The organism is Streptomyces sp. NPDC087420 (assembly GCF_044744165.1).
In the GTDB taxonomy this organism is placed as follows: Bacteria; Actinomycetota; Actinomycetes; order Streptomycetales; family Streptomycetaceae; genus Streptomyces.
Genome location: NZ_JBIUXU010000006.1, coordinates 193,303 through 218,190 on the forward strand (window position 1 = coordinate 193,303; position 24,888 = coordinate 218,190).

Sequence of the window (24,888 nt, forward strand, 5' to 3'; positions counted from 1 at the left end):
GGGCCGGGGAACATCGCCGACAGTGAGCCTTTCCTGACGCTTCGCGGAGTACTGTGAAAGGTATCGAGGACCTGTCGTCATCGGCCGTTCTGCCGGTGGCGTCCTCGACGAGGAACGACGTCGGAGGCACGGTCCTCCGGAAGGCGTGGTCGCTCATGATCGCGGCTGACACACCGGCTGTGCGGAAGCGCGGAGCGGCGCCCGGCGCCAGGGAGCCCCGCGCCAGGGAAACGGGTGGGGCGACGACGTATGTCCGTTGCAGATGACTCCGCGCAGAGCCCGGTCGGCGCGATCGGCAGGGTGACCGTTCCGATCCCCGCCGAGGGTCCGGGCGAAGTACTGGTCGCCGTACGGGGCGGGTCCGAGGCCTACGCGGCCTGGTCGGACCGGCCGATCGGCAGGAACCTCCGCGTGATCGTCGTCGAGTCGATCTCGGCCCGCTCGGTGATCGTGGAGCCCTTTCCCTCCTGAGTAATTCACTCACGCACCACGCGGTACGACAGGAGTCCCACCATGCTGTTCTGGCATGTTCCCGCGCCCAACGAGGCGATGCTCATCTCCGGCTCCAAACGCCAGGCGCAGGACACGCAGTTCCGTATCGTCACCGGGCACGGCAGCTTCGTCATGCCCATCAAGCAGAAGGCCCGCATGCTCTCCCTCGCGTTGCGGGAGGCGGAGATAGTCGAGGACTGCGTCACCCAGCAGGGCATCCGGCTGAACGTGCGCGCGGTGACCGTCTTCAAGGTCGGCGACGACGCGGTGTCGATCGCCAACGCGGCCCGGCGTTTCCTCGCCGAGCAGGACCGGATGGAGGAGCTGGTGGGCCGGATCTTCGCCGGTCACCTCCGTTCCATCATCGGCGGACTGACCGTCGAACAGATCATCCGCGAGCGTGACCGGGTCGCCCAGGAGGTGAAGCAGGGCAGCCACAGCGAGATGGAGAAGCTCGGGATCGTGGTCGACGCCCTGCAGATCCAGGAGATCGAGGACGCCACCGGATACATCCAGAACCTCGCCGCCCCGCACGCGGCGGCCGTCGCGAGCCAGGCCCGGATCGCGCAGGCGAAGTCCGACCAGGAAGCGGCGGAACGCGAGCAGCAGGCCGCCGCGTTGAAGGCCGAGTACGAACGGGACACCGCGATCAAGCGCGCGGGCTTCCACGCCGAGACGGAGCAGGTCAACGCCCGCGCCGCGCAGGCGGGACCGCTGGCCGAGGCCAGGGCCTCCCAGGAAGTCATCGAGGAGCAGACCTCGCTGGCGACGCGCCAGGCACTCCTGGCCGCGCAGCGCCTCGAAGCCGAGGTCAGGCGCCCGGCGGACGCCGAGGCCTACCGGCAGCGCACGCTGGCCGAAGCCTCGCGTGACCAGGCGAAGTTCGAGGCGGACGGTTCGGCGTACGCGGAACGTACGCTCGCCCAGGCCCAGGCCGACGCGAACAGCGCCCGCGCCGAGTCCCTCAAGAACGGCAACCAGGAACTCATCGCCGCCAACCGGACGGTGGAGAATCTGCCCGCCCTGGCCGACGCGGCCGCGCGGGGCATGGCGGGCGCCAACCTGACCGTCCTCAACGGGACCGACGGTCTCAACGAGATGGTGGCGGGTCTGGTGAGCCAGGGCCTGGCGATCCTGAACTCGCTCCAGCGCCCCGGCGCGACAGGCGCGCAGGGCACAGCAGGCACCACCGGCCCGGCGAACGGCAACGGCACCGCGCCCACACCCCCGAGCGTGAACGGAAAGGCCCCGGCCACCTCCGACACCAAGTAGGACCGGTTCCCCGGCTCGGCACGCCGGCGGCCCCCGCACCCGACCTGACCCGGTCGGGTGCGGGGGCCGCTGGTGTCGGCGGCGTGACCGCTCAGGCCGGATCGTCGGTTTCCGCCAGCCGCTTGATCGCGGACAGCCGGCCGTCCCACTCGTCGGCGATCCGGTCCATCCACCGCGCCGTGGCGCCCAGTCCGGCCGGCCTGACCGCGTACCGCGCCTCACGCCCCGCCCGGCGGCCGGCCACCAGCCCCGCCCGGTCCAGGACCGCCAAGTGCTTGACGATCGCCTGGCGGCTGACCGGCAGCTCCGCCGCCAGGACCGTCGCGGTCGCCTCACCGTGGGAGGCGAGGGCGTCGAGGATCCGCCGACGGGTCGGGTCCGCCAGTGCGGACAGCACGTCCCCGACGGTGTCCCGGTCAGCGTCCGCCGTCATGCCGCGAGCTGCTCCGCGTACTTCTTGAGGTTCACGACCATTTCCGTCCAGCCCTCGGTGTGGCTCTTCTTGGAGGCCGTGTCGATCCGGTCCTCGGGGATGACGATATCCGCGAAGCCGGTCTCCACCACACGCAGCCGGGTGCCCTCGCCCTCCGCCGCGAGCGTGAACTCGACCAGGGTCGAGTTGCCCTCCGTCGCCTGCTCGCCGGGGTAGGCGCTCGCCCAGCGGTACGAGAAGCGGCGCGGCGGATCGACCGTCACGATCGTCGTAGGGAACTGGCCGTACGCGCCGTGGTCCAGGTACATGGTGCCACCGGGGCGCAGGTCGACGGGGGTGGGCTGCCCCTGTCCGAACCAACTTCCCACGTGCGCGGGCTCGGTGAGCACGGCCCAGACGCGCTCCGGCGGCGCCTCGATGGTGATCTCCCGTTCGATGCGGTCATCGGTTTCCGACATGGCAGTACCTCCGGTGGTTCGACTGACTCGTTCAGACGCGCAACTCAATGGTTGCACTACGCCCATGGAAGTGCAACCCGCCGGTTGCACGCCAAAGGCACCGCTACACACGTAGCGGTGCCTTTGGCGGGCGCTCTTCCTCAGGGGCTTCAGGAGCGCGAGGCGGCCATTCCGATCGTGAGCAGGCCCAGTACCACCCACCCGAACCAGAGCCACCCGTTGCTGCCCAGCGCCGCCGTATAAGCGGTCACCAGGACCAGCGAACCGACGGTGATGCCACCCATCGTTTTTGTGGAACCGGACATGTAAGTCCTCCTCCCGGCCGTGGCCGTGAGGGCTATCGTCGCCCCGGACGGGTGGTTCGCGCTACTGCCCCCGTGTCTGGAGCGAAGCGAGATAGGCGTTGTACGCCACCAGCTCCTTGTCCCCGTCCCGGTCGGCGGCCCGGTCGGAGCGGGTCGCGACCCGCTGCTCCGAGCGGTACCACTGGAAGACCAGGGCGACCAGCACCAGCACGGACGGGATCTCACTGAACGCCCAGGCGATACCGCCCGCCGCCGTCTGGTCGCTCAGGGCGTCGATGCCGAGCGACGCCGGGGGCGTACGGTACGCGCCGATCATCGGCTCGCTCGCCATCATCAGCGCGATCCCGAAGAACGCGTGGAACGGCATCCCGGCGAACAGCTCCAGCATCCGCATCACATAACCCGGCCGGTGCGGCCCCGGGTCGATGCCCATGATCGGCCAGAAGAAGACCAGACCCACGGTGAGGAAGTGCACCATCATCGCGATATGCCCGGCCTTGGACCCCATCAGGAAGTCGAAGAGCGGGGTGAAGTACAGCCCGTAGAGGCTCGCGATGAAGAGCGGGATGGTGAAGGCCGGGTGTGTGACGACCCGTACGAAACCGCTGTGCAGGACCGCGAGCAGCAGCTCACGCGGCCCCTTGTGACCCCGGCGCCGCGCCACCGGCAGGGCCCGCAGGGCCAGCGTCACCGGCGCGCCGAGGAGGATCAGGATGGGGGACACCATGCTGATCACCATGTGCTGGACCATGTGCACGCTGAACATGACCATGCCGTAGTCGTTCAGCTTCGTGCACATCACCAGCGCCACGGTCAGCACGCCGAGCGTGAACCCGACGGCCCGGCCGACGGGCCAGCTGTCGCCGCGCCGGCGCAGCCGCACCACCCCCCAGCCGTACAGCGCGAGCGCGAGCAGGCAGCCCGTCAGGAAGAAGTAGTCGGGGGAGTACTCCAGCGCCCGTCCCAGCGTGAACGGCGGCAGATCCATGGTCATGCCGTGCCCGCTGTGATCCATCCGTGTGCTCCCGAGTGGCGAGTGGTGCCGCGGCGATTCGTGCCGGTTGTCCGCACCAGACTAGAACCGCCCCCGGCCGCGACTGCGACCGGGGGCGGTGTCCGTCGGACGTACGGAAGCTCAGAGCACGCACTCCGCCTCGGCGTACCGCTCGGCGGGGACCGTCTTGAGGGTCGCCACGGCCTCGGACAGCGGCACCATCACGATGTCCGTGCCGCGCAGCGCCGTCAGCATGCCGAACTCGCCCCGGTGGGTCGCCTCGACCGCGTGCCAGCCGAACCGGGTCGCGAGGACCCGGTCGTACGCGGTCGGCGTGCCGCCGCGCTGGACGTGGCCCAGTATCACCGGACGGGCCTCCTTGCCGAGCCGCTGCTCCAGCTCCACGGAGAGCTGCCCGGCCACCCCGGCGAAGCGCTCGTGGCCGTACACGTCCGTGCCGCCCTCGTCGAACTTCATCGAGCCCTCACGCGGCTTGGCGCCCTCGGCGACCACCACGATCGCGAACCGCTTGCCCGCCGAGAACCGCTTGCCGACCAGCGCCGCCAGCTCACCGATGTCGAAGGGACGCTCGGGCACGACGATGGCGTGGGCCCCGGCGGCCATGCCGGAGTGCAGCGCGATCCAGCCGGTGTGGCGGCCCATGACCTCGACGATCAGGACCCGCTGGTGGGACTCGGCGGTGGTCTTCAGCCGGTCGAGCGCGTCGGTGGCGACCCCCACGGCCGTGTCGAAACCGAAGGTCACGTCGGTCGAGGGGATGTCGTTGTCGATGGTCTTCGGCACCCCGACGATCGGCAGCCCCGCCTCGGACAGCAGATGGGCCGCCTTGAGCGTGCCCTCGCCGCCGATCGGGATGATCGCGTCCAGACCGAGGTCCGCGACATGGCCCCTGGCCCGCTCCACCCCGTCCCGCAGGTGCGCCGGCTGGACCCGTGAGGAGCCGAGGATCGTCCCGCCCCGGGCCAGGATCCCGGCCACCGCGTCCAGGTCGAGCTTGCGGTAGTCGCACTCCAGGAGGCCCCGCCAGCCGTCGTGGAAGCCGATCACCTCGTCGCCGTGGTCGACGACGGCGCGGTGTACGACGGACCTGATGACGGCGTTGAGGCCGGGGCAGTCCCCGCCCGAGGTGAGCACACCAATTCGCATGGCCCGGAATACCTTTGCAACGTGGGCTGAAGGCCGCACCACTCTGTCCGGCCCGATCGTCGCCACCCTACCGGCGAGGCGTGTCAGGACCGAACCTGCCGTCCGACTGCTGGACAGCCGCCCGGGGCCGCGCGACGGACCCGCGAGGGGTACGTCCGGGCCGCCGGGCGGGCCGTGAGCCGGGCCTCAGGCAGGCCTCAGGCGGGCTGGGCCGCCGCGGAGATGCGCTCGGCGCGCAGCGCGTCGTACCAGCGGTCGTCGGTCGGCGGCAGCGCGTTGACGTCCAGTGCCAGCTTCAGCAGCAGGTCCGCGATGTGCGGATTGCGCGCCATGACCGGGCCGTGCATGTACGTACCGAAGACGGTGTCGTTGTACGCGCCCTCCGTACCGTCTCCCGTGCCGTTGCCCTTGCCCAGCCTGACCTGCGCGAACGGCCGGGCCGTCGGGCCGAGGTGGGTGACGCCCTGGTGGTTCTCGAAGCCGGTCAGCTGCGGCAGGCCGAGCCGCGGGTCGATGTCGCCCAGGACGTCACCGACACACCGCTCGCCCTCCCCGCGCGTGGAGACCACGTCGAGCAGCCCGAGGCCGGCCTCGCGCTCGCCCAGGTCGTTGATGAACTCGTGGCCGAGGATCTGGTAGCCGGCGCAGACCGAGAAGACGATCGCGCCGTTGGACACGGCACGGCTGAGCCCGCCGTCCCGGCGCAGCCGCTCGGCGGCCAGCCGCTGCGGCCGGTCCTCGCCGCCGCCGATCAGATAGATGTCGCCGGAGGTCGGGATCGGCTGGTCACTGCGGACGTCCACGCGCGTGACACCCAGGCGGCGCTGTCTGGCACGGCGCTCCACGACCAGCGCGTTGCCCTGGTCGCCGTACGTGCTCAGCAGGTCGGGATAGATCCACACCAGCCGCAGGCTGCTCTCGCTCATGTTCGCTCGCCTTTCCGAAGCTCTCTGGGTCCGGGGGTCCATCGGTCAGTTACCGACCCTTCGGCGCAGGTCCTGGAACGCGGTGTAGTTGGCGATCGCCTCGATCCGTCCCGGCGGTGCCAGCTGGACGGCCTCGTCCAGCGTCTCGCACACCCGGAAGTCGAGATTGGCCACTTCGAGACGTACGGCCAGGTCGAGCTTGCGGTCCCCGAGGACGAAGATCGGATGCCCGGCGAGCCGGGTGTAGTCCACGTCCCACAGCCACGAGGTGTCGGTGCCGTCGGCGCCCCGGGCGTTGACGGCCAGCACGACGGGGGTCGGCGGCGGGTCGATCAGGGAGAACGTCTCCAGCCAGCCCGCCGGGTTCTTCGCCAGCAGCAGCCGGATGTCGCGGTTGTGGAAGGACACCACGTCGTACCGTCCGGCGACGGCCTGCACCTGGTACATCCGCTCCAGCGCCACCTGCGGCGGTACCCCGAAGGTCGCCACGACGGCGGCGGAGGTGGCCGCGTTCGACTTGTTCGCGCGGCCCGGCAGCTGGAGGTGGATCGGCCACGCCGATCCGTGCGGGTCGAGGACGTGGTCGCCGTGCAGGGCCCAGCTCGGCGAGGGCCTGCGGAAACCGCACTCGCCGCAGAACCAGTCGTCCCCGGGGCGCTGCATCACACCACCGCAGGACGGGCACGACCAGGCGTCGTCCTTCCACTCCTGGCCCGCCGCCACCCACACCACGTTCGGGGAGGAGGAGGCGGCCCAGACGATCAGCGGGTCGTCCGCGTTGGCGATGACGACGGCCTTCGTACCGGCCAGGCCCTCACGCCACTTCTCGGCGAGCATCCGCGTCTCGGCGGCGCGGTCGAGCTGGTCGCGGGAGAGGTTCAGCAGCGCGATCGCCTTCGGCGTGGTGTCCCGCGCCACACCGGCGAGGTACTTCTCGTCCACCTCGATCACGCCGTACTTCGCGTCGGAGCCACCCGCCAGGGCGGAGGTGATCCCCGCCGGCATGTTGGCGCCGAGCGCGTTCGACACAACGGGTCCCGCGGCGCCCAGCGCCTCGGCGATCAGCCGTGTGGTGGTCGTCTTGCCGTTCGTCGCCGACACGAGGATGACGTCCAGGTGCTGCGCCAGCCGCCCCAGCAGATCGGGGTCGAGCTTCAGCGCCACCTTCCCGCCGATCACCGATCCGCTGCCGCGGCCAGCCGCGCGCGACACCGCCGCCGCGGCCTTGCCCGCCGTCACGGCCAACTTGGCCCGCGGCGACAGCGGCTCCGTGTTGCCTGCCATCGTCCTTGATCCTCCTTGCGTCGGTCCGTGGGTCAGCCTATCGAGATCCGGCCAGGGCCCCGAACCGCGGCACCGGGCAGAAGGCGGGGGTCACGCTGGACCGTACCCTGAGCGTCATGCGAAACCGTCCGATCCCCGGCAGTTCCGGGCGAGTACGAGCCATGAGATTGCTGGGCGATCCGGTGCTGCACGCCCCCTGCGAACCCGTCACGGACTTCGGTCCCCCGCTCGCCGCGCTGGTCGAGGACCTTTTCGCGACGATGTACGACGCCCGGGGTGTCGGCCTGGCGGCCAGTCAGATCGGTGTCGGGCAGCGGGTGTTCGTGTACGACTGCCCGGACGACGACGACGTCCGTCATCTCGGGCACCTCGTCAATCCCCGGCTGACGGAGGCGGACGGCATTCTCCTCCGCGGGCCCGAGGGCTGTCTCTCGCTGCCGGGCGTCGAGGCCGGAACCGAGCGGTACGACCGGGCCGTCGTGGAGGGATTCACCCTGGACGGCGAGCCGGTACGGGTCGAGGGCACCGGGTTCTTCGCCCGCTGCCTCCAGCACGAGTGTGACCACTTGGAGGGCACGGTGTATACCGACCGGCTCACGGGGTGGCGCAGGTCCAGGGCGCTGCGCGCGGGGCGCCGGGTGCTGGGCGGCCGTACCGTCTGATCGCCGGTTCGCGGCGCCCCGGCCCGTACGGCACCGGCCCGTACCGCCCTCGTCCTGGTCGGGGGCACCTCAGAACGCCGGTCCGCCCGTGCGGTCGCCCGCGACCGCCAGCCGCCCCCAGAGCAGGTCCGCGAGGCTGTGGACCAACTGCTCGCGCGGGCACGGGCGTTCGCCCAGCCACCAGTCGCCCGCGCCGTGCATCATGCCGACGATGCCGTGGCCCCAGACCCGCGCCAGCTGCTCGCTGCCGGGACCGAGGTCGACCCGCTCCTCGATGACCTTGGCCAATTCCTCACCCAGCCGCCGCAGCAGCGGGACCGAGTGCCGGCCCACGTCGAAGCCCTGCTCGGACGGCTGGGTGTCCTCGGCCGGATGCATCAGGAAGCGGTAGACCTGCGGCCTCGCCTCGATCGCGGCGAGGTACGTGTCGAGGGTCGCCTCGACCCGCTCGCGGCGCTCCGCGGGCGCGTCGAGCGCGGCCCGCAGCGCGGCGAGCAGCGCGTCCGTGTGGCGCTTGGCCAGCGCCCGGTACAGGCCGCCCTTGTCACCGAAGTGCCGGTACAGGATCGGCTTGGTGATGCCGGCCTCGGCGGCGATGGCGTTCATGGAGGCCTGGGGGCCGTCCCGGAGCACCACCCGGTCCGCGGCTTCCAGCAGCTGCCGCCGGCGTTGCTGCGCCGATCGCTGCTGCTCGGCCTGGTGTGTGGTCTCCATCGTGTTCTCTCCCCGCCCTGCGATATCCGTGACGCCCGGGCAACGTAACACCCCGCCGCCCGGCAATGCCGCCCGCTCCTTGGCCGGTTGACATGGGCTACTTGCGGGTAACAGACTGCGGTTACCGCCAGTAACAAACGCAAGCGACACAGTACCGGAGGGGCACGATGGCCGAGTTCACGCTCGAACTCAACGACGACCAGAAGCAGGTGCGTGACTGGCTCCACGGCTTCGCCGCGGACGTCATCCGCCCGGCCGCCGCCGAGTGGGACGAGCGTGAGGAGACGCCCTGGCCGATCATCCAGGAAGCCGCCAAGATCGGAATTTATTCCCTCGACTTCTACGCCCAGCAGTACTTCGACCCCACGGGCCTCGGCATCCCCCTCACGATGGAGGAGCTGTTCTGGGGCGACGCGGGCATCGCCCTGTCCATCGTCGGTACGGGCCTGGCGGCCGTCGGGGTCCTCGCCAACGGTACGGACGAGCAGATCGGCACGTGGGTGCCGCAGATGTACGGCGACGCCGACGACGTGAAACTGGCGGCCTTCTGCTCCTCGGAACCCGACGCGGGCTCCGACGTGGCCGCCATGCGGACCCGCGCCGTCTACGACGAGGCCAAGGACGAATGGGTCCTCAACGGCACCAAGACCTGGGTCACCAACGGGGGCATCGCCCACGTCCACGTCGTGGTCGCCGTCGTCGACCCGGCCCTCGGCACCAAGGGCCACGCCTCCTTCGTCGTACCGCCCGGCACCCCGGGCCTCTCCCAGGGCCAGAAGTTCAGGAAACACGGCATCCGCGCCTCCCACACCGCCGAGGTGGTCCTGGAGGACGCCAGGATCCCCGGCCACTGCCTCCTCGGGGGCAAGGAGAAGCTGGACGAACGGCTCGCCCGGGCCCGCGAGCGCGCGGCGGCGCCCGGCGGCGAGCGGGTGCGGAACGCGGCCATGGCCACCTTCGAGGCCTCCCGCCCGGCGGTCGGCGCGATGGCGGTCGGCACCGCCAGGGCCGCGTACGAGGTCGCGCTCGACTACGCCAGGACCCGCACCCAGTTCGGCCGCCCCATCATCGACAACCAGGGCATCGCCTTCCAGCTGGCAGACATGCGCACCCGGACAGACGCCGCGCGTCTGCTGGTGTGGCGGGCGTCCTGGATGGCGGCGGCGGGGCGGCCCTTCGAGGCGGCCGAGGGCTCGATGTCGAAGCTGTACGCCAGCGAGACCGCCAAGGAGGTCACGGCGCAGGCCGTACAGATACTCGGCGGCAACGGCTACACCCGGGAGTACCCGGTGGAGCGCATGCACCGCGACAGCGCGATCTACACGATCTTCGAGGGGACCAGCGAGATCCAGCGCCTGGTCATCGCCCGCACCCTGTCGGGCATGCCGATTCGCTAGGGGGTGTCCGCCCACACGCCCGGCCGCCCCCGCCGGGGCCTCACGGCGGGGGCGGTTGTACGACGGTCGGCGATCAGGCGGTCAGCTGTGCCTCGACGGCCGCGACCAACTCCGGGGCCTCGGGCTCCGTGGTGGGCCGGAAGCGGGCCACGACCTCGCCCTTCGGGGAGAGCAGGAACTTCTCGAAGTTCCAGCTCACGTCGCCCGCGCCGCCCTCGGCGTCGGCCGTCTTGGTCAGCTCCACGTACAGGGGGTGACGATCATCACCGTTCACCTCGGTCTTCTCCAGGAGCGGGAAGCTGACTCCGTACGTCGCCGAGCAGAACGTCTGGATGTCCTCGGCGCTGCCCGGCTCCTGCCCGGCGAACTGGTTGCAGGGCACCCCGAGCACGGTGAAGCCCCGGTCGCCGTACTCCTTCTGGAGCCGCTCCAGGCCGGTGTACTGCGGGGTGAGACCGCACTTGGACGCCACGTTCACCACCAGGACGGCCTTGCCCTCGTACGCGGCGAGCGAGGTGGGCTCACCGGCGAGAGTGCGCAGCGGAATGTCGTACAGAGTCATCCTGGGTCTCCTTGGTGCAGGCGGTGGGCTCTCCCATTGTGGACCCGCCGGCCACGCGGTGATCAGGGGGTCGGGTGGTCGCGCACCGGGCCGGCCGTACCGGCGCGGCGGCCGGGGTGGTAGAGGTGGGACATGCCCGATTCCCCGCTGCCGGACCTGTTCCCGCCGGACGGCCCCGCCGCCTCTTCGCCCCTGCCGGGCGCCGTGCCGGAGCCCGCCGGCCGCCTGGTCCGCTGCCGCATGTGCGGGCGCCCGCTGAGGGGTACGGCATCCCGGCGCAGCGGTCTGGGGCCCAACTGTGACGCCAAGCTGCACCCGCCCGCGCCGGACATCAGGACCCGGCGGCGCGAGGCGGACCAGGACCCGATCCCCGGCTTCTGACCCGGAGGCCCGTGGCTGTTTGCTATTTCTCCACGGCGTGGCGCCGGAAGAGACCTTCCTGCACCACCGACACCAGCAGCGTGCCCGCCCGGTCGTAGATCCGGCCGCGCGCCAGCCCCCGGCCGCCCGTCGCGATCGGCGACTCCTGGTCGTACAGGAACCACTCGTCGGCGCGGAACGGGTGGTGAAACCACATGGCGTGATCCAAGGAGGCCATGTCGAAGCCACGCGGGCCCCAGAGAGGTTCAACAGGGATTCGCACTGCATCGAGCAAGGTCATGTCGCTCGCGTACGTCAGCGCGCAGGTGTGCACCAGCGGGTCGTCGCCCAGCGGTCCCACCGCGCGCATCCACACCGCGCTGCGCGGATCCGCGTCCTTGATCTCCTCCCGCGTCCAGCGCAGCCGGTCCACGTACCGGATGTCGAACGGCTGGCGCCTGGCCATCCGCTCCAACGACTGCGGCAGCACGCCCAGATGCTCCCGTACCTCCTCCGCGACCGTCGGCAGCGACTCGGGGTCGGGGAAGTCCAGGCGCGGCGGCAGCTGGTGTTCGATCCCGCCCTCCTCGGGGCGGTGGAAGGAAGCCGTCAGATTGAAGATCGTCCGGCCCTCCTGCACGGCCGTCACCCGGCGGGTGGTGAACGACCGCCCGTCCCTGACCCGTTCGACCTGGTAGACGATCGGGACGCCGGGACGGCCCGGGCGCAGGAAGTACGCGTGCAGCGAGTGGACCGGGCGGTCGCCGTCGGTCGTACGGCCGGCCGCGACCAGCGCCTGGCCCGCGACCTGGCCGCCGAAGACCCGTTGCAGGGACTCCTGGGGACTGCGGCCGCGGAAGATGTCGACCTCGATCCGCTCCAGATCGAGGAGGTCGACGAGCCGCTCGGCGGGGTTCGTCATGGTGTCGTGTGCTCCTTGTCGCCTTCGGTCTCCGGATCTCAGCGCACCGCGGAGAGCTGGCCCACCGACGTGACGCGCAGGACGGCCCGGCCCTCCTCGTCGGAGGCCGCGAGATCCACCTCCGCGCCGATGCCCCAGTCATGATCGCCGTTCGGGTCGGCGAACGTCTGCCTGACCCGCCAGAGGCCGTGCTCGGCGTCCTCCTCGATGGCCAGCAGCTTGGGCCCGCGGGCGTCGGGCCCCGTGCCCAGGTCGTCGTACTCGTCCCAGTACGCGTCCATCGCCTCGCCCCACGCGTCCGCGTCCCAGCCCGTCTCGCCGTCCAGCTCGCCCAGATCGTTGACGCGGTCCAGCGCGGCCAGCTCCACCCGGCGGAACATCGCGTTGCGCACCAGGACCCGGAAGGCGCGCGCGTTGGCCGTGACCGGCCGTACCTGGTCGGCCTTCTCCTGCGCCTGTTCGGCCGTCTCCACCTCGGGGTTGGCCAGCTGCTCCCACTCGTCGAGGAGGCTGGAGTCCACCTGACGGACCATCTCACCGAGCCAGGCGGTCAGATCCTCCAGGTCCTCCGACTTGAGATCGTCCGGAATGGTGTGTTCCAGCGCCTTGTACGCGCCCGCGAGATAGCGCAGGACGATGCCCTCGGTCCTGGCCAGCTCGTAGTGGGACGTGAACTCCGTGAAGGACAGCGCCCGTTCGTACATGTCCCGGATCACGGACTTGGGCGAGACGGGGTGGTCGCCGACCCACGGATGGCTGGTGCGGTACACGTTGTACGCGTGGACCAGCAGCTCCTCCAGCGGCTTCGGGTACGTGATCTCCTGGAGCCGCTCCATCCGCTCCTCGTACTCGATCCCTTCGGCCTTCATCGCGCCGACCGCCTCGCCGCGCGCCTTGTTCTGCTGGGCCGCCAGGATCTGCCGCGGATCGTCCAGCGTGGACTCCACGACCGACACCATGTCCAGCGCGTACGACGGGGATTCGGGGTCCAGCAGCTCGAACGACGCCAGCGCGAAGGTGGACAGCGGCTGGTTGAGCGCGAAGTCCTGCTGGAGATCGACGGTGAGCCGGACGATCCGCCCCTCCGCGTCCGGGGTCTCCAGGCGCTCCACCACCCCGCCGTCCAGCAGCGAGCGGTAGATGGCGATCGCCCGGCGGATGTGCCGCAGCTGCTGCCTGCGCGGCTCGTGGTTGTCCTCCAGCAGGTGGCGCATCGCCTCGAAGGCGTTGCCCGGCCGGGCGATGACCGACAGCAGCATGGTGTGCGTGACCCGGAAACGCGAGGTCAGCGGCTCGGGGTCGGAGCCGATCAGCTTGTCGAAGGTCGTCTCCGACCAGGCGACAAAGCCCTCGGGCGCCTTCTTCCTGACCACCTTGCGGCGCTTCTTCGGGTCGTCGCCCGCCTTGGCGAGCGCCTTCTCGTTCTCCACGACGTGCTCGGGCGCCTGCGCGACGACCAGCCCGGCCGTGTCGAATCCGGCCCGGCCCGCCCGCCCGGCGATCTGATGGAACTCCCGCGCGCGCAACGTCCGTACCCGCGTGCCGTCGTACTTGGTCAGGGCGGTGAACAACACCGTACGGATGGGCACGTTGACGCCCACGCCGAGGGTGTCCGTACCGCAGATGACCTTCAACAGCCCCGCCTGCGCCAGCTTTTCCACCAGCCGCCGGTACTTGGGCAGCATGCCCGCGTGGTGCACACCGATCCCGTGCCGTACGTACCGCGAGAGGTTCTGGCCGAACTTGGTGGTGAAGCGGAAACTGCCGATCAGATCGGCGATCCTGTCCTTCTCCTCGCGGCTGCACATGTTGATGCTCATCAGCGACTGCGCCCGCTCGACGGCGGCGGCCTGCGTGAAGTGCACGATGTAGACCGGCGCCTGCTTGGTCTCCAGCAGCTCGGTCAGGGTCTCCGTGATGGGCGTGAGCTTGTACTCGTAGTACAGCGGCACCGGCCGGGTCACCGACCGGACGACCGTGGTCGGCCGGCCCGTACGGCGTGTCAGGTCCTCCTCGAACCGCGACATGTCACCGAGGGTCGCGGACATCAGGATGAACTGCGCCTGCGGCAGCTCCAGGATCGGGATCTGCCACGCCCAGCCGCGGTCGGGCTCCGCGTAGAAGTGGAACTCGTCCATCACGACCTGGCCGACATCCGCCTGCTTGCCGTCCCGCAGCGCGATGGAGGCGAGCACCTCCGCCGTGCAGCAGATGACCGGCGCGTCGGCGTTGACCGACGCGTCGCCGGTCAGCATCCCGACGTTCTCGGTGCCGAACAGCTTGCACAGGTCGAAGAACTTCTCCGAGACCAGCGCCTTGATCGGCGCGGTGTAGAACGTGACCTTGTCCTGCGCCAGCGCGGCGAAGTGCGCACCCGCCGCGATCAGGCTCTTCCCGGAGCCCGTGGGGGTCGAAACGATCACATTGGCCCCGGAGACCACCTCGATCAGCGCCTCTTCCTGAGCCGGGTAGAGCGTGATGCCCTCGCCCTCGGCCCAGGTGGTGAAGGCCTCGAAAAGGGCATCGGGGTCGGCGGTCGGCGGCAGCTGATCAATGAGGGTCACCACCCCATCTTGCCTGTCTCACGCCCTCCGGCGGGAACCGGCCGTCCGGCCGAAGATCATGAGCGGTACTCTGCCCTGTCAACTGAGCTTCACCACAACTGCAATGGGGCGGGTACGCGCATGATGGGACCGGCACACTCACTGTCAGGGGCTGCGGCCTGGCTGGGGGTGGGCGCCGCGGCGGCCGCCGCCGGCCACAGCATGCCGTGGCCTGTTCTGGTGGTCGGCGCGCTGATCACCGCGGGGGCCGCGCTGGCACCCGACCTGGATCACAAGGCCGCGACGATATCGAGGGCGTTCGGCCCGGTTTCGAAGCGGCTCTGCGAGATCGTCGACAAGCTGTCGTACGCCGTCTACAAGTCGACGAAGAAGCCCGGCGATCCCCGCAGGAGCGGGGGGCACCGCACCCTCACGCACACCTGGCTGTGGGCCGTCGCGATCGGCGCGGGCGCGTCGGGGCTGGCGCTCGTGGGCGGGCGCTGGGCGGTGCTCTTCATCCTCTTCGTGCACCTGGTGCTCGCGGTGGAGGGGCTGCTGTGGAAGGCCGCGAGGATGTCTAGCGACATCTTGGTGTGGCTCCTGGGGGCGACGTCCGCGTGGAATCTCGCGGGCATTCTGGACCAGCCGGGCAACGGCTCGGACTGGCTGTTCAACGCGCCCGGCCAGGAGTACCTGTGGCTGGGCCTGCCGATCGTGCTGGGCGCGCTGGTCCACGACATCGGCGACGCGCTGACGGTCTCGGGCTGCCCGATCCTGTGGCCGATACCCCTGGGGCGGAAGCGGTGGTACGCGCTGGGCCCCCCGAAGCCCATGCGCTTCCGCGCGGGTAGCTGGGTGGAGCTGAAGGTTCTGACGCCGGTGTTCATGATCCTGGGAGCGGTGGGGGCGGCGTCGGCGCTTGGGGTCTTTTAGCGTGTCGCCCGGTGTTTGGTTGCGGTTACTGATGTCCTCAATCGCCGGACGGGCTTGGTTTGTCGTGGTGGCGGGGGGTGGGGCCTCCGGAGGCAGGGGTGTCCGGACTGCGCTGCAATCCATATGCGGCTCCGCCGCGTGGTCACCGCGCTTCGCGCGAGTTGCGACGCTTTACGTCCGGACACCCCTGCCTCCTCCGACCCCGCCCCCCTCACGCCGCCGGGGAGACTGAACGACTCCTCCCGCCCCGGGGTGGGCCGGGTTTTGGCGCGGGCCTGGAAGGGGGACGGGCAGGGGTCGTGTCCGGAACGTAGAGCGTGTTTTGTGTCGCATGGCGAACGTCACGCAATACGACTGGCTGAACGCGACGTAAAACATGCAGTGCAGGACACGACCCCTGCCCGGCCCCCGGCGACAACCCCGCACCCAAAAACGCGGCCCGCAGCGGCACAACCAAGCCCGTCCGGCGATTGAGGACATCAGTAACCCGCGCCCGGCACCGGGCGCGCGGGCACAACCAAGCCCGTCTGGCGATTGAGGACAAGAAGTGACCGCAACGCGGTCACCGCGACGGGCCCACCACCACCCGCAACTCCAAGAGCGCCTCGCGCAAAAACGAGGCCAACGAACGCGACCCGTCACGCACCCACCGCTCGAAGCCGACCTTGAAGACCGCGATCCCCGCCTCCGCCGCAAGGCTCGCCGCCGCGTCGCTCACGCCACGCCCCCGCAACGTCTTCGCGAGCGCCGCGGACAGTGACGCCAGCTTGATCAGCTCGCGCTCCTGTAGCTCCACGTTCGCCGCGATGACCGCCTGACGCTGTCGGGCGAAGTCGTGCCGGTCCGCGAAAAACGCCGAGACCGCCTCCAGGGTCAAACCCATCGCGTCGATCGGCGCGACCGCCGAAGGAACCGCGGCCAGGGTCTCCACGAAGGCCCCCTCCAGCAGATGCGCGCCCCCGAAGAGCACCTCGCGCTTGTCGGCGTAGTGCCGGAAGAACGTCCGCTCCGAAAGCCCCGCGCGTTCCGCGATCTGCGCCGCCGTCGTCTGCTCGAAGCCCCGCTCGCTGTACAGCTCCAGCGCGGCCCGTTCCAGCCGCCCGCGTGCGTCGGGCTCCCATCGACTCATGCCCTGATCCTACGTGATGGCAGTGACTGACATCGAGTGCTACGTTGGTGATGGCAGTGGCTGACATCGATAGTGACTGGCATCGAACCGAGAAGACCCTGGAGGTCTCCCCATGCGTGTGTTCCTCACCGGCGCGTCCGGCTGGATCGGCTCCGCCGTCGTCCCCGAACTCCTCAGCGCCGGCCACGACGTCCTCGGCCTCGCCCGCTCCGACGCGGCGGCCGACGTCCTCACCCGGGCCGGCGCCGACGTGCTCCGCGGCACGCTCGACGATCTCGACACCCTGCGCGACGCCGCCGACAAGTCCGACGGCGTGATCCACCTCGCCTTCAAGCACGACATCGCGTTCAGCGGCGGCTTCGAGGACGCCGCCGACGCGGACCGGCGGGCCGTCGACACCTTCGGCGAGGCGCTCGCGGGATCGGGCCGCCCGCTCCTCATCGCCTCCGGCACGCTCGGCCTGGCGCCGGGGCGGGTCGGCACCGAGCAGGACGGCCGGGCGCCCGCCGCGGAGGGCGCCCACGGAAGCGGCGGCCCGGCCAGGCGGCTCGCGACCGCGCAGGCCACGACCGCCCTCGCGGACCGGGGCGTGCGCTCGTCGGTCGTACGGCTGGCCCCGACCGTCCACGGCGACGGGGACCACGGCTTCCTCGCCACCCTGGTCGCCATCGCCCGCGAAAGGGGCGTCTCCGGCTACGTCGGCGACGGCGCCCAGCGCTGGCCCGCCGTGCACCGCGCCGACGCCGCACACCTCTTCCACCTGGCGCTGGAGAACGCCCCCGCGGGCTCCGTCCTGCACGCCGTCGCGGACGAGGGCGTGCCGATCCGGGCCGTCGCCGAGGTGATCGGGCGCCACCTCGACCTGCCCGTGGTCTCGGTCCCCCCGGACGACGCGGCCGCGCACTTCACCTGGCTGGCCCCCTTCGTCGCCCTGGACAGCCCCGTCTCCAGCGCGTACACCGGCGACCTCCTGGGCTGGCGGCCGACCCACCCCGGACTCCTCGACGACCTCGACGAGGGCCACTACTTCACCGGCCCGGCGGCCTGACACCCCGGGTGTGTCGGCAAAGTGCCGCCCGGCCTGCGGAGTCTGTGCGAACAACCCCACTTCGCCGACTCACCCCAAGCCCGCAGCGGGCACGATCAAGCCCGTCCGGCGATTGAGGACAACAGCCCGGCCGCCAGGCCGGGCGTGCCGCGCACCGGCACCCGTGCCGCGCACACGCGACCGCACCCGCGCCGCGAAGCAAGCCCCGCCCTCAGCCGTGCCACGACCGCCACAGCGCCGCATACGCCCCGTCCGCCGCCACCAGCTCGTCGTGGCTGCCCAGTTCGGTGATCCGGCCCTCCTCGACCACCGCGATGACGTCCGCGTCGTGCGCGGTGTGCAGGCGGTGGGCGATCGCCACCACCGTACGGCCGTCCAGCACCCGGGCCAGCGAGCGCTCCAGGTGCCGGGCCGCCCGCGGGTCCAGCAGGGAGGTCGCCTCGTCCAGGACCAGGGTGTGCGGGTCCGCCAGGACGAGGCGGGCCAGGGCGACCTGCTGGGCCTGGGCCGGGGTCAGCGCCGTGCTGCCGGACCCGACTTCCGTGTCCAGGCCCGCGTCGAGCCCCCGGGCCCACCCGTCCGCGTCCACCGCGCCCAGCGCCGCCCACAGCTCGGCGTCCGTCGCGCCCGTGCGGGCCAGCAGCAGGTTGTCGCGCAACGACCCGACAAACACGTGGTGTTCCTGGTTGACCAGCGCCACATGCCGCCGCACCCGCTCGGCCGGCATCCGGGACAGCTCCGCCCCGCCGAGCGTGACGGTGCCGGTCCGGGGCCCGTAGATGCCCGCGAGCAGCCGCCCCAGCGTCGACTTGCCGGCCCCCGAGGGGCCGACGAGCGCGAGCCGGGTGCCCGGCCGGACGTCCAGCGTCACCTGGTGCAGGACGTCCACCCCCGCGCGGTAGCCGAAACGCACGTCGTCGGCGCTGACGGTCCTGCCGTCCGGGACCACCGACTCGTCGCCCCCGTCCGGCTCGATGTCCCGTACGCCGACGAGCCGCGCGATGGAGACCTGGGCGACCTGGAGTTCGTCGTACCACCGCAGGATCAGCCCGACCGGCTCCACCAGCATCTGCGACAGCAGCGCGCCCGTCGTCAGCTGTCCGACGGTGATCCAGTCCTGGAGGACGAAGACCCCGCCGATCATCAGGACGGACAGGAAGATCGTCGTATGGGTGAGGTTGATGACGGGGAAGAGCACCGACCGCAGCCAGAGCGTGTACCGCTCCCACGCCGTCCACTCCTTCACCCGCTGGTCCGACAGGGCGACACGGCTCGCGCCGAGGCGGTGCGCCTCGATCGTCCGGCCCGCGTCGACGGTCTCGGCGAGCATCGCGGCGACCGCGGCGTACCCGGCGGCCTCCGAACGGTACGCGGCCGGCGCCCGTTTGAAGTACCAGCGGCAGCCCGCCACCACCAACGGCACCGCGACCAGCACCGCGAGCGCCAGCGGCGGCGCGGTGACCGTCAGCGCGCCGAGCAGCAGCGCCGCCCACACGACACCGATCGCCAGCTGCGGTACGGCCTCCCGCATCGCGTTCGCCAGCCGGTCGATGTCGGTGGTGATCCGGGACAGCAGATCGCCCGTCCCGGCCCGCTCCAGCACGCCCGGCGGCAGCCCGACCGCCCTGACGAGGAAGTCCTCCCGCAGGTCGGCGAGCATCTCCTCGCCCAGCATCGCCCCGCGCAGCCGTACCAGCCGGGTGAAGACGGTCTGGACGAGCAGCGCCACCGCGAACACCACGGCGACGCGCTCCAGGTGCAGCTCGCGCGTCCCCTCGGAGAGATCCTCGACCAGCGAGCCGAGCAGGTACGGGCCGGTCATCGACGCGACGACCGAGACCGCGTTGACCGTGACGAGCAGGACAAACGCCCGGCGGTGGCGCCGCAGCAGCTCACCCACGTAGGCCCGTACCGTCGCGGGCGTCCCGACGGGCAGGGTGGTCGCCGATTCCGGGGCCGCCGGATCGAACGCCGGGGGAGACAGGCCGATCATGCCGATTCCTCGATCTCTTCCAGGGCCCGCACGGACGCCGGCGTCAATGCGTCAGATACGGAGAGTTCTTCGCTCTCCGGCTCCGTCTCGCGGGTCACGACCGCGCGGTACCGCGCGTCGGTCCGCACCAGCTCACGGTGGCCGCCCACCGCGGCGACCGCCCCCTCGTGGACGAACACCACGCGGTCCGCGCTGTCGAGCAGCAGCGGCGAGGACGCGAACACGATCGTCGTACGACCGGCCCGCAACTCCTTGACGCCCTGCGCGATCCGGGCCTCCGTGTGCGAGTCCACGGCGGACGTCGGCTCGTCGAGGACGAGCACCTCCGGGTCCGTGACCAGCGAACGGGCCAGCGCGAGCCGCTGGCGCTGCCCACCGGACAGTGAGCGCCCGCGCTCGGTGATGCGCGACGACATCGGGTCGCCGCTGCCGTCCACGGAGGCCTGCGCGAGCGCGTCCAGCACGTCCGCGCACTGCGCGGCGTCCAGCGCCTTCCCCGCGTCGACCGCACCGGAGGCCGGCACGTCCAGCAGCTCGGTGAGCGTGCCCGACAGCAGCACCGGATCCTTGTCCTGTACGAGCACACTGGCCCGCGCCGCGTCCAGCGGAAGGTCGTCCAGCGCCACCCCGCCGAGCAGCACCGACGGGCTCTTCTCCTCCTCGGCCGCGTGCCCGCCCAGGCGTTCGGCGAGGCGCCCCGCCGCGTCCGGGTCGCCGCACACCACGGCGGTCAGCAGACCGGCGGGGGCGAGCAGGCCGGTCGCCGGGTCGTAGAGGTCCCCGGTCGGCCGCGCGTCGTCCAGGCCGCCGCGCTCGTCGTCGTACGACGTCCGCTCCAGCGACAGCACCCGCGCCGCGCGCTTCGCGGAGGGCCGGGAGAAGGAGTACGCCATGGCGATCTCCTCGAACTGGCCCAGCGGGAAGAGCAGCAGCGTCACCGCGCTGTAGACGGTCACCAGCCCGCCGACGCCGATCCGCCCGTCGAGCGCGAGGTGGGCTCCGTACCAGACCACCGAGATCAGCAGGACGCCCGGCAGCAGGACCTGGACGGCCGAGATCAGCGACCACATCCGCGCGCTGCGGACGGCGGCCTTCCTGACCTCCTGGGACGCGGCGCGGTAGCGCCCGAGGAACAGCTCCTCGCCGCCGATGCCACGCAGGACGCGCAGTCCCGCGACGGTGTCCGAGGCCAGTTCGGTGGCCTTGCCGCCCTTCTCGCGCTGGATGTCGGCGCGTTGGGTGGCCACGGGGAGCAGCGGCAGGACGGCCAGCGCGAGCACCGGCACACCGGCGGCGACGATCCAGCCCAGCTCGGGCAGGTAGAGCGTCAGCCCCACGCAGATCAGGATGATCGCGAGGGCGGCGGCCAGGAAGCGCGACAGCGCCTCCACGAACCAGCCCACCTTCTCGACATCACCTGTGGAGACCGCCACGACCTCCCCCGCGGCGACCCGGCGGGTCAGCGCCGAGCCCAGCTCGGCCGTCTTCCGGGCGAGCAGCTGCTGGACGCGCGCGGCGGCGGTGATCCAGTTGGTGACGGCGGTGCGGTGCAGCATCGTGTCGCCGACGGCGATGGCGGCGCCGCACAGCGCGATGAGGCCGCCGGCCCACGCGAGGCGCCCGCCGGAGCGGTCCACCACGGCCTGTACGGCGAGCCCGGCGCCGACCGGGAGACCGGCGATGCCCATGTGGTGCAGCAGTCCCCAGGCCACCGCTTTGAGCTGCCCGCCGAGCTGGTTGCGTCCGAGCCACAGCAGGAACCGAGGGCCCGACCGCGCGTCGGGAACCCCTGGATCGGGATACGGAAGGTCGCGAATCTGCATGATGTCCCATGACTGGTGGAGTGGCCCAAACCGTGCAAGGTTCGCCCTCGCGCCCGGCCCGGAGCAATCGAATTTCCCCGGGACGAGCGGAATCGAGCCATCCGCCCTGTCGGGGACGGCGTCAGCAACGGTGGCCGGCCGTCCCGTCGACCAGGGCGGCCAGCAGCCCGCCCAGCGTCTCGCGCTGTTCGCCGGTCAGCGGGGCCAGGATCTCCGTGGCGGCCGAACGGCGGGCCAGGCGCAGCGACTTGAGCGTGGCCGATCCGGTGTCGGTCAGCTCGATCCGTACCACTCTGCGATTGGTCGGGTCCGGGGCGCGGCGGACCCAGCCGCTCGCCTCAAGCCCGTCGACCAGGGTGGTGACCGCGCGGGGGACAACTTCCAGCCGTGCGGCCAGATCGGCCATGCGGGGCGGCGTGTCGTACATCGCGACCGTACGGAGCAGTCTCGCCTGCGCGGGCGTGATACCGATCGGTTCCAGCTGCCGCTTCTGGAGGCGGTGGAGCCGCCGGGTCAGACGCAACAGCTGCTCGGCCAGCATGCCGTCGGGATCGGGGGTGTCCATGGCGGAATAATATCAGGACCACGCTCATTGTGAGCATAGGTAACAGTCGGCTATGCTCAGGGAAATATCGACACCTCTCGAAGGAGCCCATGAACCCGCACGCCTCCACCTGGAAACCCTCGCCCAGCCCCGGTCCCAGCCCCGATCCCGACGCCGAGGCGCCCGGCCGGGAGCCACCCGCCGAGCTGCGGCGCATCTTCCGTCTCTTCCGCCCCTATCGCGGCCGTCTCGCCGTCGTGGGGCTGCTCGTCGGCGCCTCGTCACTGGTCTCCGTCGCCTCACCGTTCCTGCTGCGCGAGATCCTCGACACCGCCATCCCCGAAGGGCGTACGGGCCTGCTGAGCCTGCTCGCCCTCGGCATGATCCTCACCGCCGTCGTCAACAGCGTCTTCGGCGTGCTCCAGACCCTCATCTCCACCACCGTCGGCCAGCGCGTCATGCACGACCTGCGCACCGGCGTGTACGCGCAGCTCCAGCGCATGCCGCTCGCCTTCTTCACCAGGACACGGACCGGCGAGGTCCAGTCGCGCATCGCCAACGACATCGGCGGCATGCAGGCGACCGTGACCTCCACCGCGACCTCCCTGGTCTCCAACCTCACGGCCGTCATCGCCACGGTCGTCGCGATGCTCGCGCTGGACTGGCGGCTCACGCTCGTCTCGCTGCTCCTGCTGCCGGTCTTCGTCTGGATCAGCCGCCGCGTCGGCCGCGAGCGCAAGAAGATCACCACCCACCGCCAGCGCCAGATGGCCACGATGGCGGCCAACATCACCGAATCGCTCTCCGTCAGCGGCATCCTCCTGGGACGCACGATGGGCCGGGCCGACTCGCTCACGAAGGCGTTCGCCGACGAGTCCGAGCGGCTCGTCGACCTGGAAGTGCGGTCGAACATGGCCGGGCGCTGGCGCATGTCGACCATCGGGATCGTGATGGCCGCCATGCCGGCGGTCATCTACTGGGTCGCGGGCCTCGCGCTGCACGAGAGCGGCACCGCCGTCTCCATCGGCACGCTCGTCGCCTTCGTCTCGCTCCAGCAGGGCCTCTTCCGCCCGGCGGTCAGCCTGCTCTCCACCGGGGTGCAGATGCAGACGTCCCTGGCGCTCTTCCAGCGCATCTTCGAATACCTCGACCTGCGGGTCGACATCACCGAGCCCGACGAGCCCGTCCGCCTCACCAAGATCGGTGGCGAGGTGCGCTTTGAAGGCGTCGACTTCAGCTACGAGGACAAGGGCGGCCGGACGCTGCGCGGCATCGACTTGACGGTTCCGGCCGGCGGCAGCCTCGCCGTGGTCGGGCCCACGGGATCCGGCAAGTCCACCCTCAGCTATCTGGTGCCCCGGCTGTACGACGTGACCGGCGGCCGGGTCCTCCTCGACGGGGTGGACGTACGGGACCTGGACTTCGACACCCTCGCCCGCGCGGTCGGCGTCGTCTCCCAGGAGACGTACCTCTTCCACGCGTCGGTCGCCGAGAACCTGCGGTTCGCCAAGCCGGACGCCACGGACGAGGAGATGGAGACGGCCGCCAGGGCCGCCCAGATCCACGACCACATCGCCTCGCTGCCCGACGGGTACGGCACCCTCGTCGGCGAACGCGGGTACCGCTTCTCCGGCGGCGAGAAGCAGCGCCTGGCCATCGCCCGTACGATCCTGCGGGACCCGCCCGTCCTGATCCTGGACGAGGCCACCAGCGCGCTGGACACCCGTACGGAACAGGCGGTGCAGCAGGCCATCGACGCGCTCTCCGAAGGACGTACCACCCTCACCATCGCCCACCGCCTCTCCACGATCAGGGACGCGGACCAGATCGTCGTCCTGGACGCGGGGCGCATCGTGGAGCGGGGCACCCATGAGGAGCTGCTGCGGGAGGACGGCCGGTACGCGGCCCTGGTCCGCAGGGACACGCGGCCCGCGGGGGCCGAGGAGAGCCTGCCCCCGGCGGAGGACCTGGCGGCGCTCGCGCCCTAGAACACGTCTTGCGTCATGCCGTGTCGCCGCCCGCCACGTGCCGTGATCAGTGATCACCCCGGGTTAGCGTGCGCTTATGACGTACGACCCTTCGAGGCGCCGGCCGGGGCGCCGTCCCCGGCTGACCCGCCGGGGCCGGCTGGTCCTCATGATGGGCGCCGTCCTGGTCATCGCCGTCGCGGTGCTGGTGCCCGTCCTGGTCGAGCGGGGGTCCGACGGCCCAGGACCGGCCACGCTCGTCGTTCCCGAGGGGTGGCGTACCGGCCAGGTGTACGCCTCTGTCGACCGCGTCCTCGGCGTGCCCGCCGGCACCACGCGCAAGAAGGCCGCGTCCGTGCCGCTCGACCTCCCGCTCGACGCGATGGAGAACCCGGAGGGCTACCTCTTCCCGGCGACCTATCCGGTGGACTCGGAGAGCACACCGGCCAGCATGCTCAGCTTCATGGTCAACACAGCGAACCAGCGGCTGGGGGACCACCACATCAGTTCCGGCGCCCAGCTCAACCACGTGACCGTCTACCAGACCGTCACCATCGCCAGCATCGTGCAGGCGGAGGCCGCCACGGCGCCCGACATGGGCAAGGTCGCCCGGGTCATCCACAACCGGCTCGCCCGGGGCATGGCGCTCCAGATGGACTCGACCATCAACTACGCGCTCAACCGCAGCAGCCTGGACACCACGTACAAGGACACGGGCATCGACAGCCCGTACAACACGTACGAACGCAAGGGCCTGCCCCCGACCCCGATCGGGAACCCGGGGGACGAGGCGCTGAACGCGGCCGTGCACCCGACGCGGGGGAACTGGCTCTACTTCGTCACCGTGTCACCGGGGGACACCCGATTCACGGACAGCTTCGCCGAGCAGCGGCGGAACGTGCGGGAGTTCAACGAGAACCGCCGGGCGGCCAGTCGTACCGGCTGAGGGGCGGTCCTCGG

Annotated in this window: 24 protein-coding genes; 9 read left to right on the plus strand and 15 right to left on the minus strand. The window is 71.1% G+C overall.

Going from position 1 to position 24,888, the window contains the following annotated elements; genetic code table 11:
- Positions 1-249: 249 nt before the first annotated feature.
- Together ACIO1C_RS14170 and ACIO1C_RS14175 are read left to right on the plus strand one after the other, a co-directional pair.
- A complete protein-coding gene (locus tag ACIO1C_RS14170; RefSeq protein WP_202532365.1) occupies positions 250-471 on the plus strand; it encodes a hypothetical protein in 222 nt (73 codons plus the stop codon).
- Between the two features lie 42 nt (positions 472-513).
- Positions 514-1,764 carry an SPFH domain-containing protein gene (locus ACIO1C_RS14175; RefSeq protein WP_401862581.1) on the plus strand — a complete coding sequence of 417 codons (1,251 nt, stop codon included), beginning with the start codon at positions 514-516 and terminating at the stop codon, positions 1,762-1,764.
- A 91-nt stretch (positions 1,765-1,855) separates the two neighbouring features.
- Here the strand turns inward: ACIO1C_RS14175 and ACIO1C_RS14180 are convergent, their stop codons facing one another.
- From ACIO1C_RS14180 to ACIO1C_RS14210, 7 genes are all read right to left on the minus strand, one after another.
- Complete coding sequence (locus ACIO1C_RS14180; protein ID WP_401862583.1) at positions 1,856-2,197, minus strand: ArsR/SmtB family transcription factor; 342 nt, start codon at positions 2,195-2,197, stop codon at positions 1,856-1,858.
- Positions 2,194-2,655 (minus strand): SRPBCC family protein, encoded by a 462-nt coding sequence (locus ACIO1C_RS14185; RefSeq protein WP_401862586.1) that lies wholly within the window; start codon positions 2,653-2,655, stop codon positions 2,194-2,196. Before ACIO1C_RS14185 ends, ACIO1C_RS14180 begins: the two co-directional genes overlap by 4 nt.
- A 149-nt stretch (positions 2,656-2,804) precedes the next feature.
- A complete protein-coding gene (locus ACIO1C_RS14190) occupies positions 2,805-2,960 on the minus strand; it encodes a hypothetical protein (RefSeq protein ID WP_401862589.1) in 156 nt (51 codons plus the stop codon).
- A 61-nt stretch (positions 2,961-3,021) separates the two neighbouring features.
- Entirely contained in the window at positions 3,022-3,975 is a 954-nt protein-coding gene (locus tag ACIO1C_RS14195; RefSeq protein ID WP_401862592.1) for a cytochrome c oxidase assembly protein, read from the minus strand.
- 120 nt (positions 3,976-4,095) lie between these two features.
- Positions 4,096-5,121 carry a 6-phosphofructokinase gene (locus tag ACIO1C_RS14200; RefSeq protein WP_161307468.1) on the minus strand — a complete coding sequence of 342 codons (1,026 nt, stop codon included), beginning with the start codon at positions 5,119-5,121 and terminating at the stop codon, positions 4,096-4,098.
- A gap of 197 nt (positions 5,122-5,318) precedes the next feature.
- Positions 5,319-6,047 (minus strand): type 1 glutamine amidotransferase, encoded by a 729-nt coding sequence (locus tag ACIO1C_RS14205; RefSeq protein WP_401862595.1) that lies wholly within the window; start codon positions 6,045-6,047, stop codon positions 5,319-5,321.
- A gap of 45 nt (positions 6,048-6,092) precedes the next feature.
- Positions 6,093-7,331 (minus strand): MurT ligase domain-containing protein, encoded by a 1,239-nt coding sequence (locus tag ACIO1C_RS14210; protein WP_167034684.1) that lies wholly within the window; start codon positions 7,329-7,331, stop codon positions 6,093-6,095.
- A gap of 116 nt (positions 7,332-7,447) precedes the next feature.
- On the opposite strand from ACIO1C_RS14210, the gene def reads away from it, so the two are divergent.
- Entirely contained in the window at positions 7,448-7,993 is a 546-nt protein-coding gene (gene def / locus ACIO1C_RS14215; protein ID WP_401862598.1) for a peptide deformylase, read from the plus strand.
- A gap of 69 nt (positions 7,994-8,062) precedes the next feature.
- Here the strand turns inward: def and ACIO1C_RS14220 are convergent, their stop codons facing one another.
- Positions 8,063-8,707 carry a TetR family transcriptional regulator gene (locus tag ACIO1C_RS14220; RefSeq protein WP_401862601.1) on the minus strand — a complete coding sequence of 215 codons (645 nt, stop codon included), beginning with the start codon at positions 8,705-8,707 and terminating at the stop codon, positions 8,063-8,065.
- 167 nt (positions 8,708-8,874) lie between these two features.
- On the opposite strand from ACIO1C_RS14220, the gene ACIO1C_RS14225 reads away from it, so the two are divergent.
- Positions 8,875-10,104 carry an acyl-CoA dehydrogenase family protein gene (locus ACIO1C_RS14225; protein ID WP_401862604.1) on the plus strand — a complete coding sequence of 410 codons (1,230 nt, stop codon included), beginning with the start codon at positions 8,875-8,877 and terminating at the stop codon, positions 10,102-10,104.
- A gap of 73 nt (positions 10,105-10,177) precedes the next feature.
- On the opposite strand, the gene ACIO1C_RS14230 is transcribed toward ACIO1C_RS14225, so the two are convergent.
- Positions 10,178-10,666 (minus strand): glutathione peroxidase, encoded by a 489-nt coding sequence (locus ACIO1C_RS14230; protein WP_401862607.1) that lies wholly within the window; start codon positions 10,664-10,666, stop codon positions 10,178-10,180.
- 132 nt (positions 10,667-10,798) lie between these two features.
- Here ACIO1C_RS14230 and ACIO1C_RS14235 point away from each other — a divergent pair, with 132 nt between their 5' ends.
- On the plus strand, positions 10,799-11,047 hold the full coding sequence (locus tag ACIO1C_RS14235; protein WP_401862610.1) for a DUF6011 domain-containing protein: 249 nt from the start codon (positions 10,799-10,801) through the stop codon (positions 11,045-11,047).
- Positions 11,048-11,069: 22 nt separating this feature from the next.
- On the opposite strand, the gene ACIO1C_RS14240 is transcribed toward ACIO1C_RS14235, so the two are convergent.
- Together ACIO1C_RS14240 and ACIO1C_RS14245 are read right to left on the minus strand one after the other, a co-directional pair.
- On the minus strand, positions 11,070-11,948 hold the full coding sequence (locus tag ACIO1C_RS14240) for an acyl-CoA thioesterase (protein ID WP_401862612.1): 879 nt from the start codon (positions 11,946-11,948) through the stop codon (positions 11,070-11,072).
- Positions 11,949-11,986: 38 nt separating this feature from the next.
- Positions 11,987-14,512, minus strand: coding sequence for a DEAD/DEAH box helicase (locus ACIO1C_RS14245; RefSeq protein WP_401862614.1), 2,526 nt, complete (start codon positions 14,510-14,512; stop codon positions 11,987-11,989).
- 120 nt (positions 14,513-14,632) lie between these two features.
- Between ACIO1C_RS14245 and ACIO1C_RS14250 the strand changes: the two genes are divergently transcribed.
- Positions 14,633-15,424, plus strand: coding sequence for a metal-dependent hydrolase (locus tag ACIO1C_RS14250; protein ID WP_401862615.1), 792 nt, complete (start codon positions 14,633-14,635; stop codon positions 15,422-15,424).
- Between the two features lie 562 nt (positions 15,425-15,986).
- On the opposite strand, the gene ACIO1C_RS14255 is transcribed toward ACIO1C_RS14250, so the two are convergent.
- The gene (locus ACIO1C_RS14255) at positions 15,987-16,553 is read right to left on the minus strand and encodes a TetR family transcriptional regulator (protein WP_401862617.1); all 567 of its coding nucleotides are present in this window, start codon (positions 16,551-16,553) and stop codon (positions 15,987-15,989) included.
- Positions 16,554-16,665: 112 nt separating this feature from the next.
- Here ACIO1C_RS14255 and ACIO1C_RS14260 point away from each other — a divergent pair, with 112 nt between their 5' ends.
- A complete protein-coding gene (locus ACIO1C_RS14260) occupies positions 16,666-17,601 on the plus strand; it encodes an SDR family oxidoreductase (RefSeq protein WP_401862620.1) in 936 nt (311 codons plus the stop codon).
- Positions 17,602-17,812: 211 nt separating this feature from the next.
- Here ACIO1C_RS14260 and ACIO1C_RS14265 read toward each other — a convergent pair whose 3' ends face one another.
- The 3 genes from ACIO1C_RS14265 to ACIO1C_RS14275 all read right to left on the minus strand — a co-directional run bounded on the left by ACIO1C_RS14265 (position 17,813) and on the right by ACIO1C_RS14275 (position 21,982).
- A complete protein-coding gene (locus ACIO1C_RS14265; RefSeq protein WP_401862622.1) occupies positions 17,813-19,594 on the minus strand; it encodes an ABC transporter ATP-binding protein in 1,782 nt (593 codons plus the stop codon).
- A complete protein-coding gene (locus ACIO1C_RS14270; RefSeq protein WP_401862625.1) occupies positions 19,591-21,417 on the minus strand; it encodes an ABC transporter transmembrane domain-containing protein in 1,827 nt (608 codons plus the stop codon). The genes ACIO1C_RS14265 and ACIO1C_RS14270 overlap by 4 nt, the downstream gene beginning before the upstream one ends.
- Before the next feature lie 121 nt (positions 21,418-21,538).
- The gene (locus tag ACIO1C_RS14275) at positions 21,539-21,982 is read right to left on the minus strand and encodes a MarR family winged helix-turn-helix transcriptional regulator (RefSeq protein ID WP_401862626.1); all 444 of its coding nucleotides are present in this window, start codon (positions 21,980-21,982) and stop codon (positions 21,539-21,541) included.
- A gap of 89 nt (positions 21,983-22,071) precedes the next feature.
- On the opposite strand from ACIO1C_RS14275, the gene ACIO1C_RS14280 reads away from it, so the two are divergent.
- Both ACIO1C_RS14280 and mltG read left to right on the plus strand, forming a co-directional pair.
- Positions 22,072-23,949, plus strand: coding sequence for an ABC transporter ATP-binding protein (locus tag ACIO1C_RS14280; protein ID WP_401862629.1), 1,878 nt, complete (start codon positions 22,072-22,074; stop codon positions 23,947-23,949).
- A 76-nt stretch (positions 23,950-24,025) separates the two neighbouring features.
- Complete coding sequence (gene mltG, locus ACIO1C_RS14285; RefSeq protein WP_401862632.1) at positions 24,026-24,874, plus strand: endolytic transglycosylase MltG; 849 nt, start codon at positions 24,026-24,028, stop codon at positions 24,872-24,874.
- Positions 24,875-24,888 lie beyond the last annotated feature (14 nt).

Coding starts and splice junctions, on each gene's coding strand:
- ACIO1C_RS14170 (WP_202532365.1), top strand. CDS start 250: ATGTCCGTTGCAGATGACTCCGCGCAGAGCCCGGTCGGCGCGATCGGC.
- ACIO1C_RS14175 (WP_401862581.1), top strand. CDS start 514: ATGCTGTTCTGGCATGTTCCCGCGCCCAACGAGGCGATGCTCATCTCC.
- ACIO1C_RS14180 (WP_401862583.1), bottom strand. CDS start 2,197: ATGACGGCGGACGCTGACCGGGACACCGTCGGGGACGTGCTGTCCGCA.
- ACIO1C_RS14185 (WP_401862586.1), bottom strand. CDS start 2,655: ATGTCGGAAACCGATGACCGCATCGAACGGGAGATCACCATCGAGGCG.
- ACIO1C_RS14190 (WP_401862589.1), bottom strand. CDS start 2,960: ATGTCCGGTTCCACAAAAACGATGGGTGGCATCACCGTCGGTTCGCTG.
- ACIO1C_RS14195 (WP_401862592.1), bottom strand. CDS start 3,975: ATGGATCACAGCGGGCACGGCATGACCATGGATCTGCCGCCGTTCACG.
- ACIO1C_RS14200 (WP_161307468.1), bottom strand. CDS start 5,121: ATGCGAATTGGTGTGCTCACCTCGGGCGGGGACTGCCCCGGCCTCAAC.
- ACIO1C_RS14205 (WP_401862595.1), bottom strand. CDS start 6,047: ATGAGCGAGAGCAGCCTGCGGCTGGTGTGGATCTATCCCGACCTGCTG.
- ACIO1C_RS14210 (WP_167034684.1), bottom strand. CDS start 7,331: ATGGCAGGCAACACGGAGCCGCTGTCGCCGCGGGCCAAGTTGGCCGTG.
- def (WP_401862598.1), top strand. CDS start 7,448: ATGCGAAACCGTCCGATCCCCGGCAGTTCCGGGCGAGTACGAGCCATG.
- ACIO1C_RS14220 (WP_401862601.1), bottom strand. CDS start 8,707: ATGGAGACCACACACCAGGCCGAGCAGCAGCGATCGGCGCAGCAACGC.
- ACIO1C_RS14225 (WP_401862604.1), top strand. CDS start 8,875: ATGGCCGAGTTCACGCTCGAACTCAACGACGACCAGAAGCAGGTGCGT.
- ACIO1C_RS14230 (WP_401862607.1), bottom strand. CDS start 10,666: ATGACTCTGTACGACATTCCGCTGCGCACTCTCGCCGGTGAGCCCACC.
- ACIO1C_RS14235 (WP_401862610.1), top strand. CDS start 10,799: ATGCCCGATTCCCCGCTGCCGGACCTGTTCCCGCCGGACGGCCCCGCC.
- ACIO1C_RS14240 (WP_401862612.1), bottom strand. CDS start 11,948: ATGACGAACCCCGCCGAGCGGCTCGTCGACCTCCTCGATCTGGAGCGG.
- ACIO1C_RS14250 (WP_401862615.1), top strand. CDS start 14,633: ATGATGGGACCGGCACACTCACTGTCAGGGGCTGCGGCCTGGCTGGGG.
- ACIO1C_RS14255 (WP_401862617.1), bottom strand. CDS start 16,553: ATGAGTCGATGGGAGCCCGACGCACGCGGGCGGCTGGAACGGGCCGCG.
- ACIO1C_RS14260 (WP_401862620.1), top strand. CDS start 16,666: ATGCGTGTGTTCCTCACCGGCGCGTCCGGCTGGATCGGCTCCGCCGTC.
- ACIO1C_RS14265 (WP_401862622.1), bottom strand. CDS start 19,594: ATGATCGGCCTGTCTCCCCCGGCGTTCGATCCGGCGGCCCCGGAATCG.
- ACIO1C_RS14270 (WP_401862625.1), bottom strand. CDS start 21,417: ATGCAGATTCGCGACCTTCCGTATCCCGATCCAGGGGTTCCCGACGCG.
- ACIO1C_RS14275 (WP_401862626.1), bottom strand. CDS start 21,982: ATGGACACCCCCGATCCCGACGGCATGCTGGCCGAGCAGCTGTTGCGT.
- ACIO1C_RS14280 (WP_401862629.1), top strand. CDS start 22,072: ATGAACCCGCACGCCTCCACCTGGAAACCCTCGCCCAGCCCCGGTCCC.
- mltG (WP_401862632.1), top strand. CDS start 24,026: ATGACGTACGACCCTTCGAGGCGCCGGCCGGGGCGCCGTCCCCGGCTG.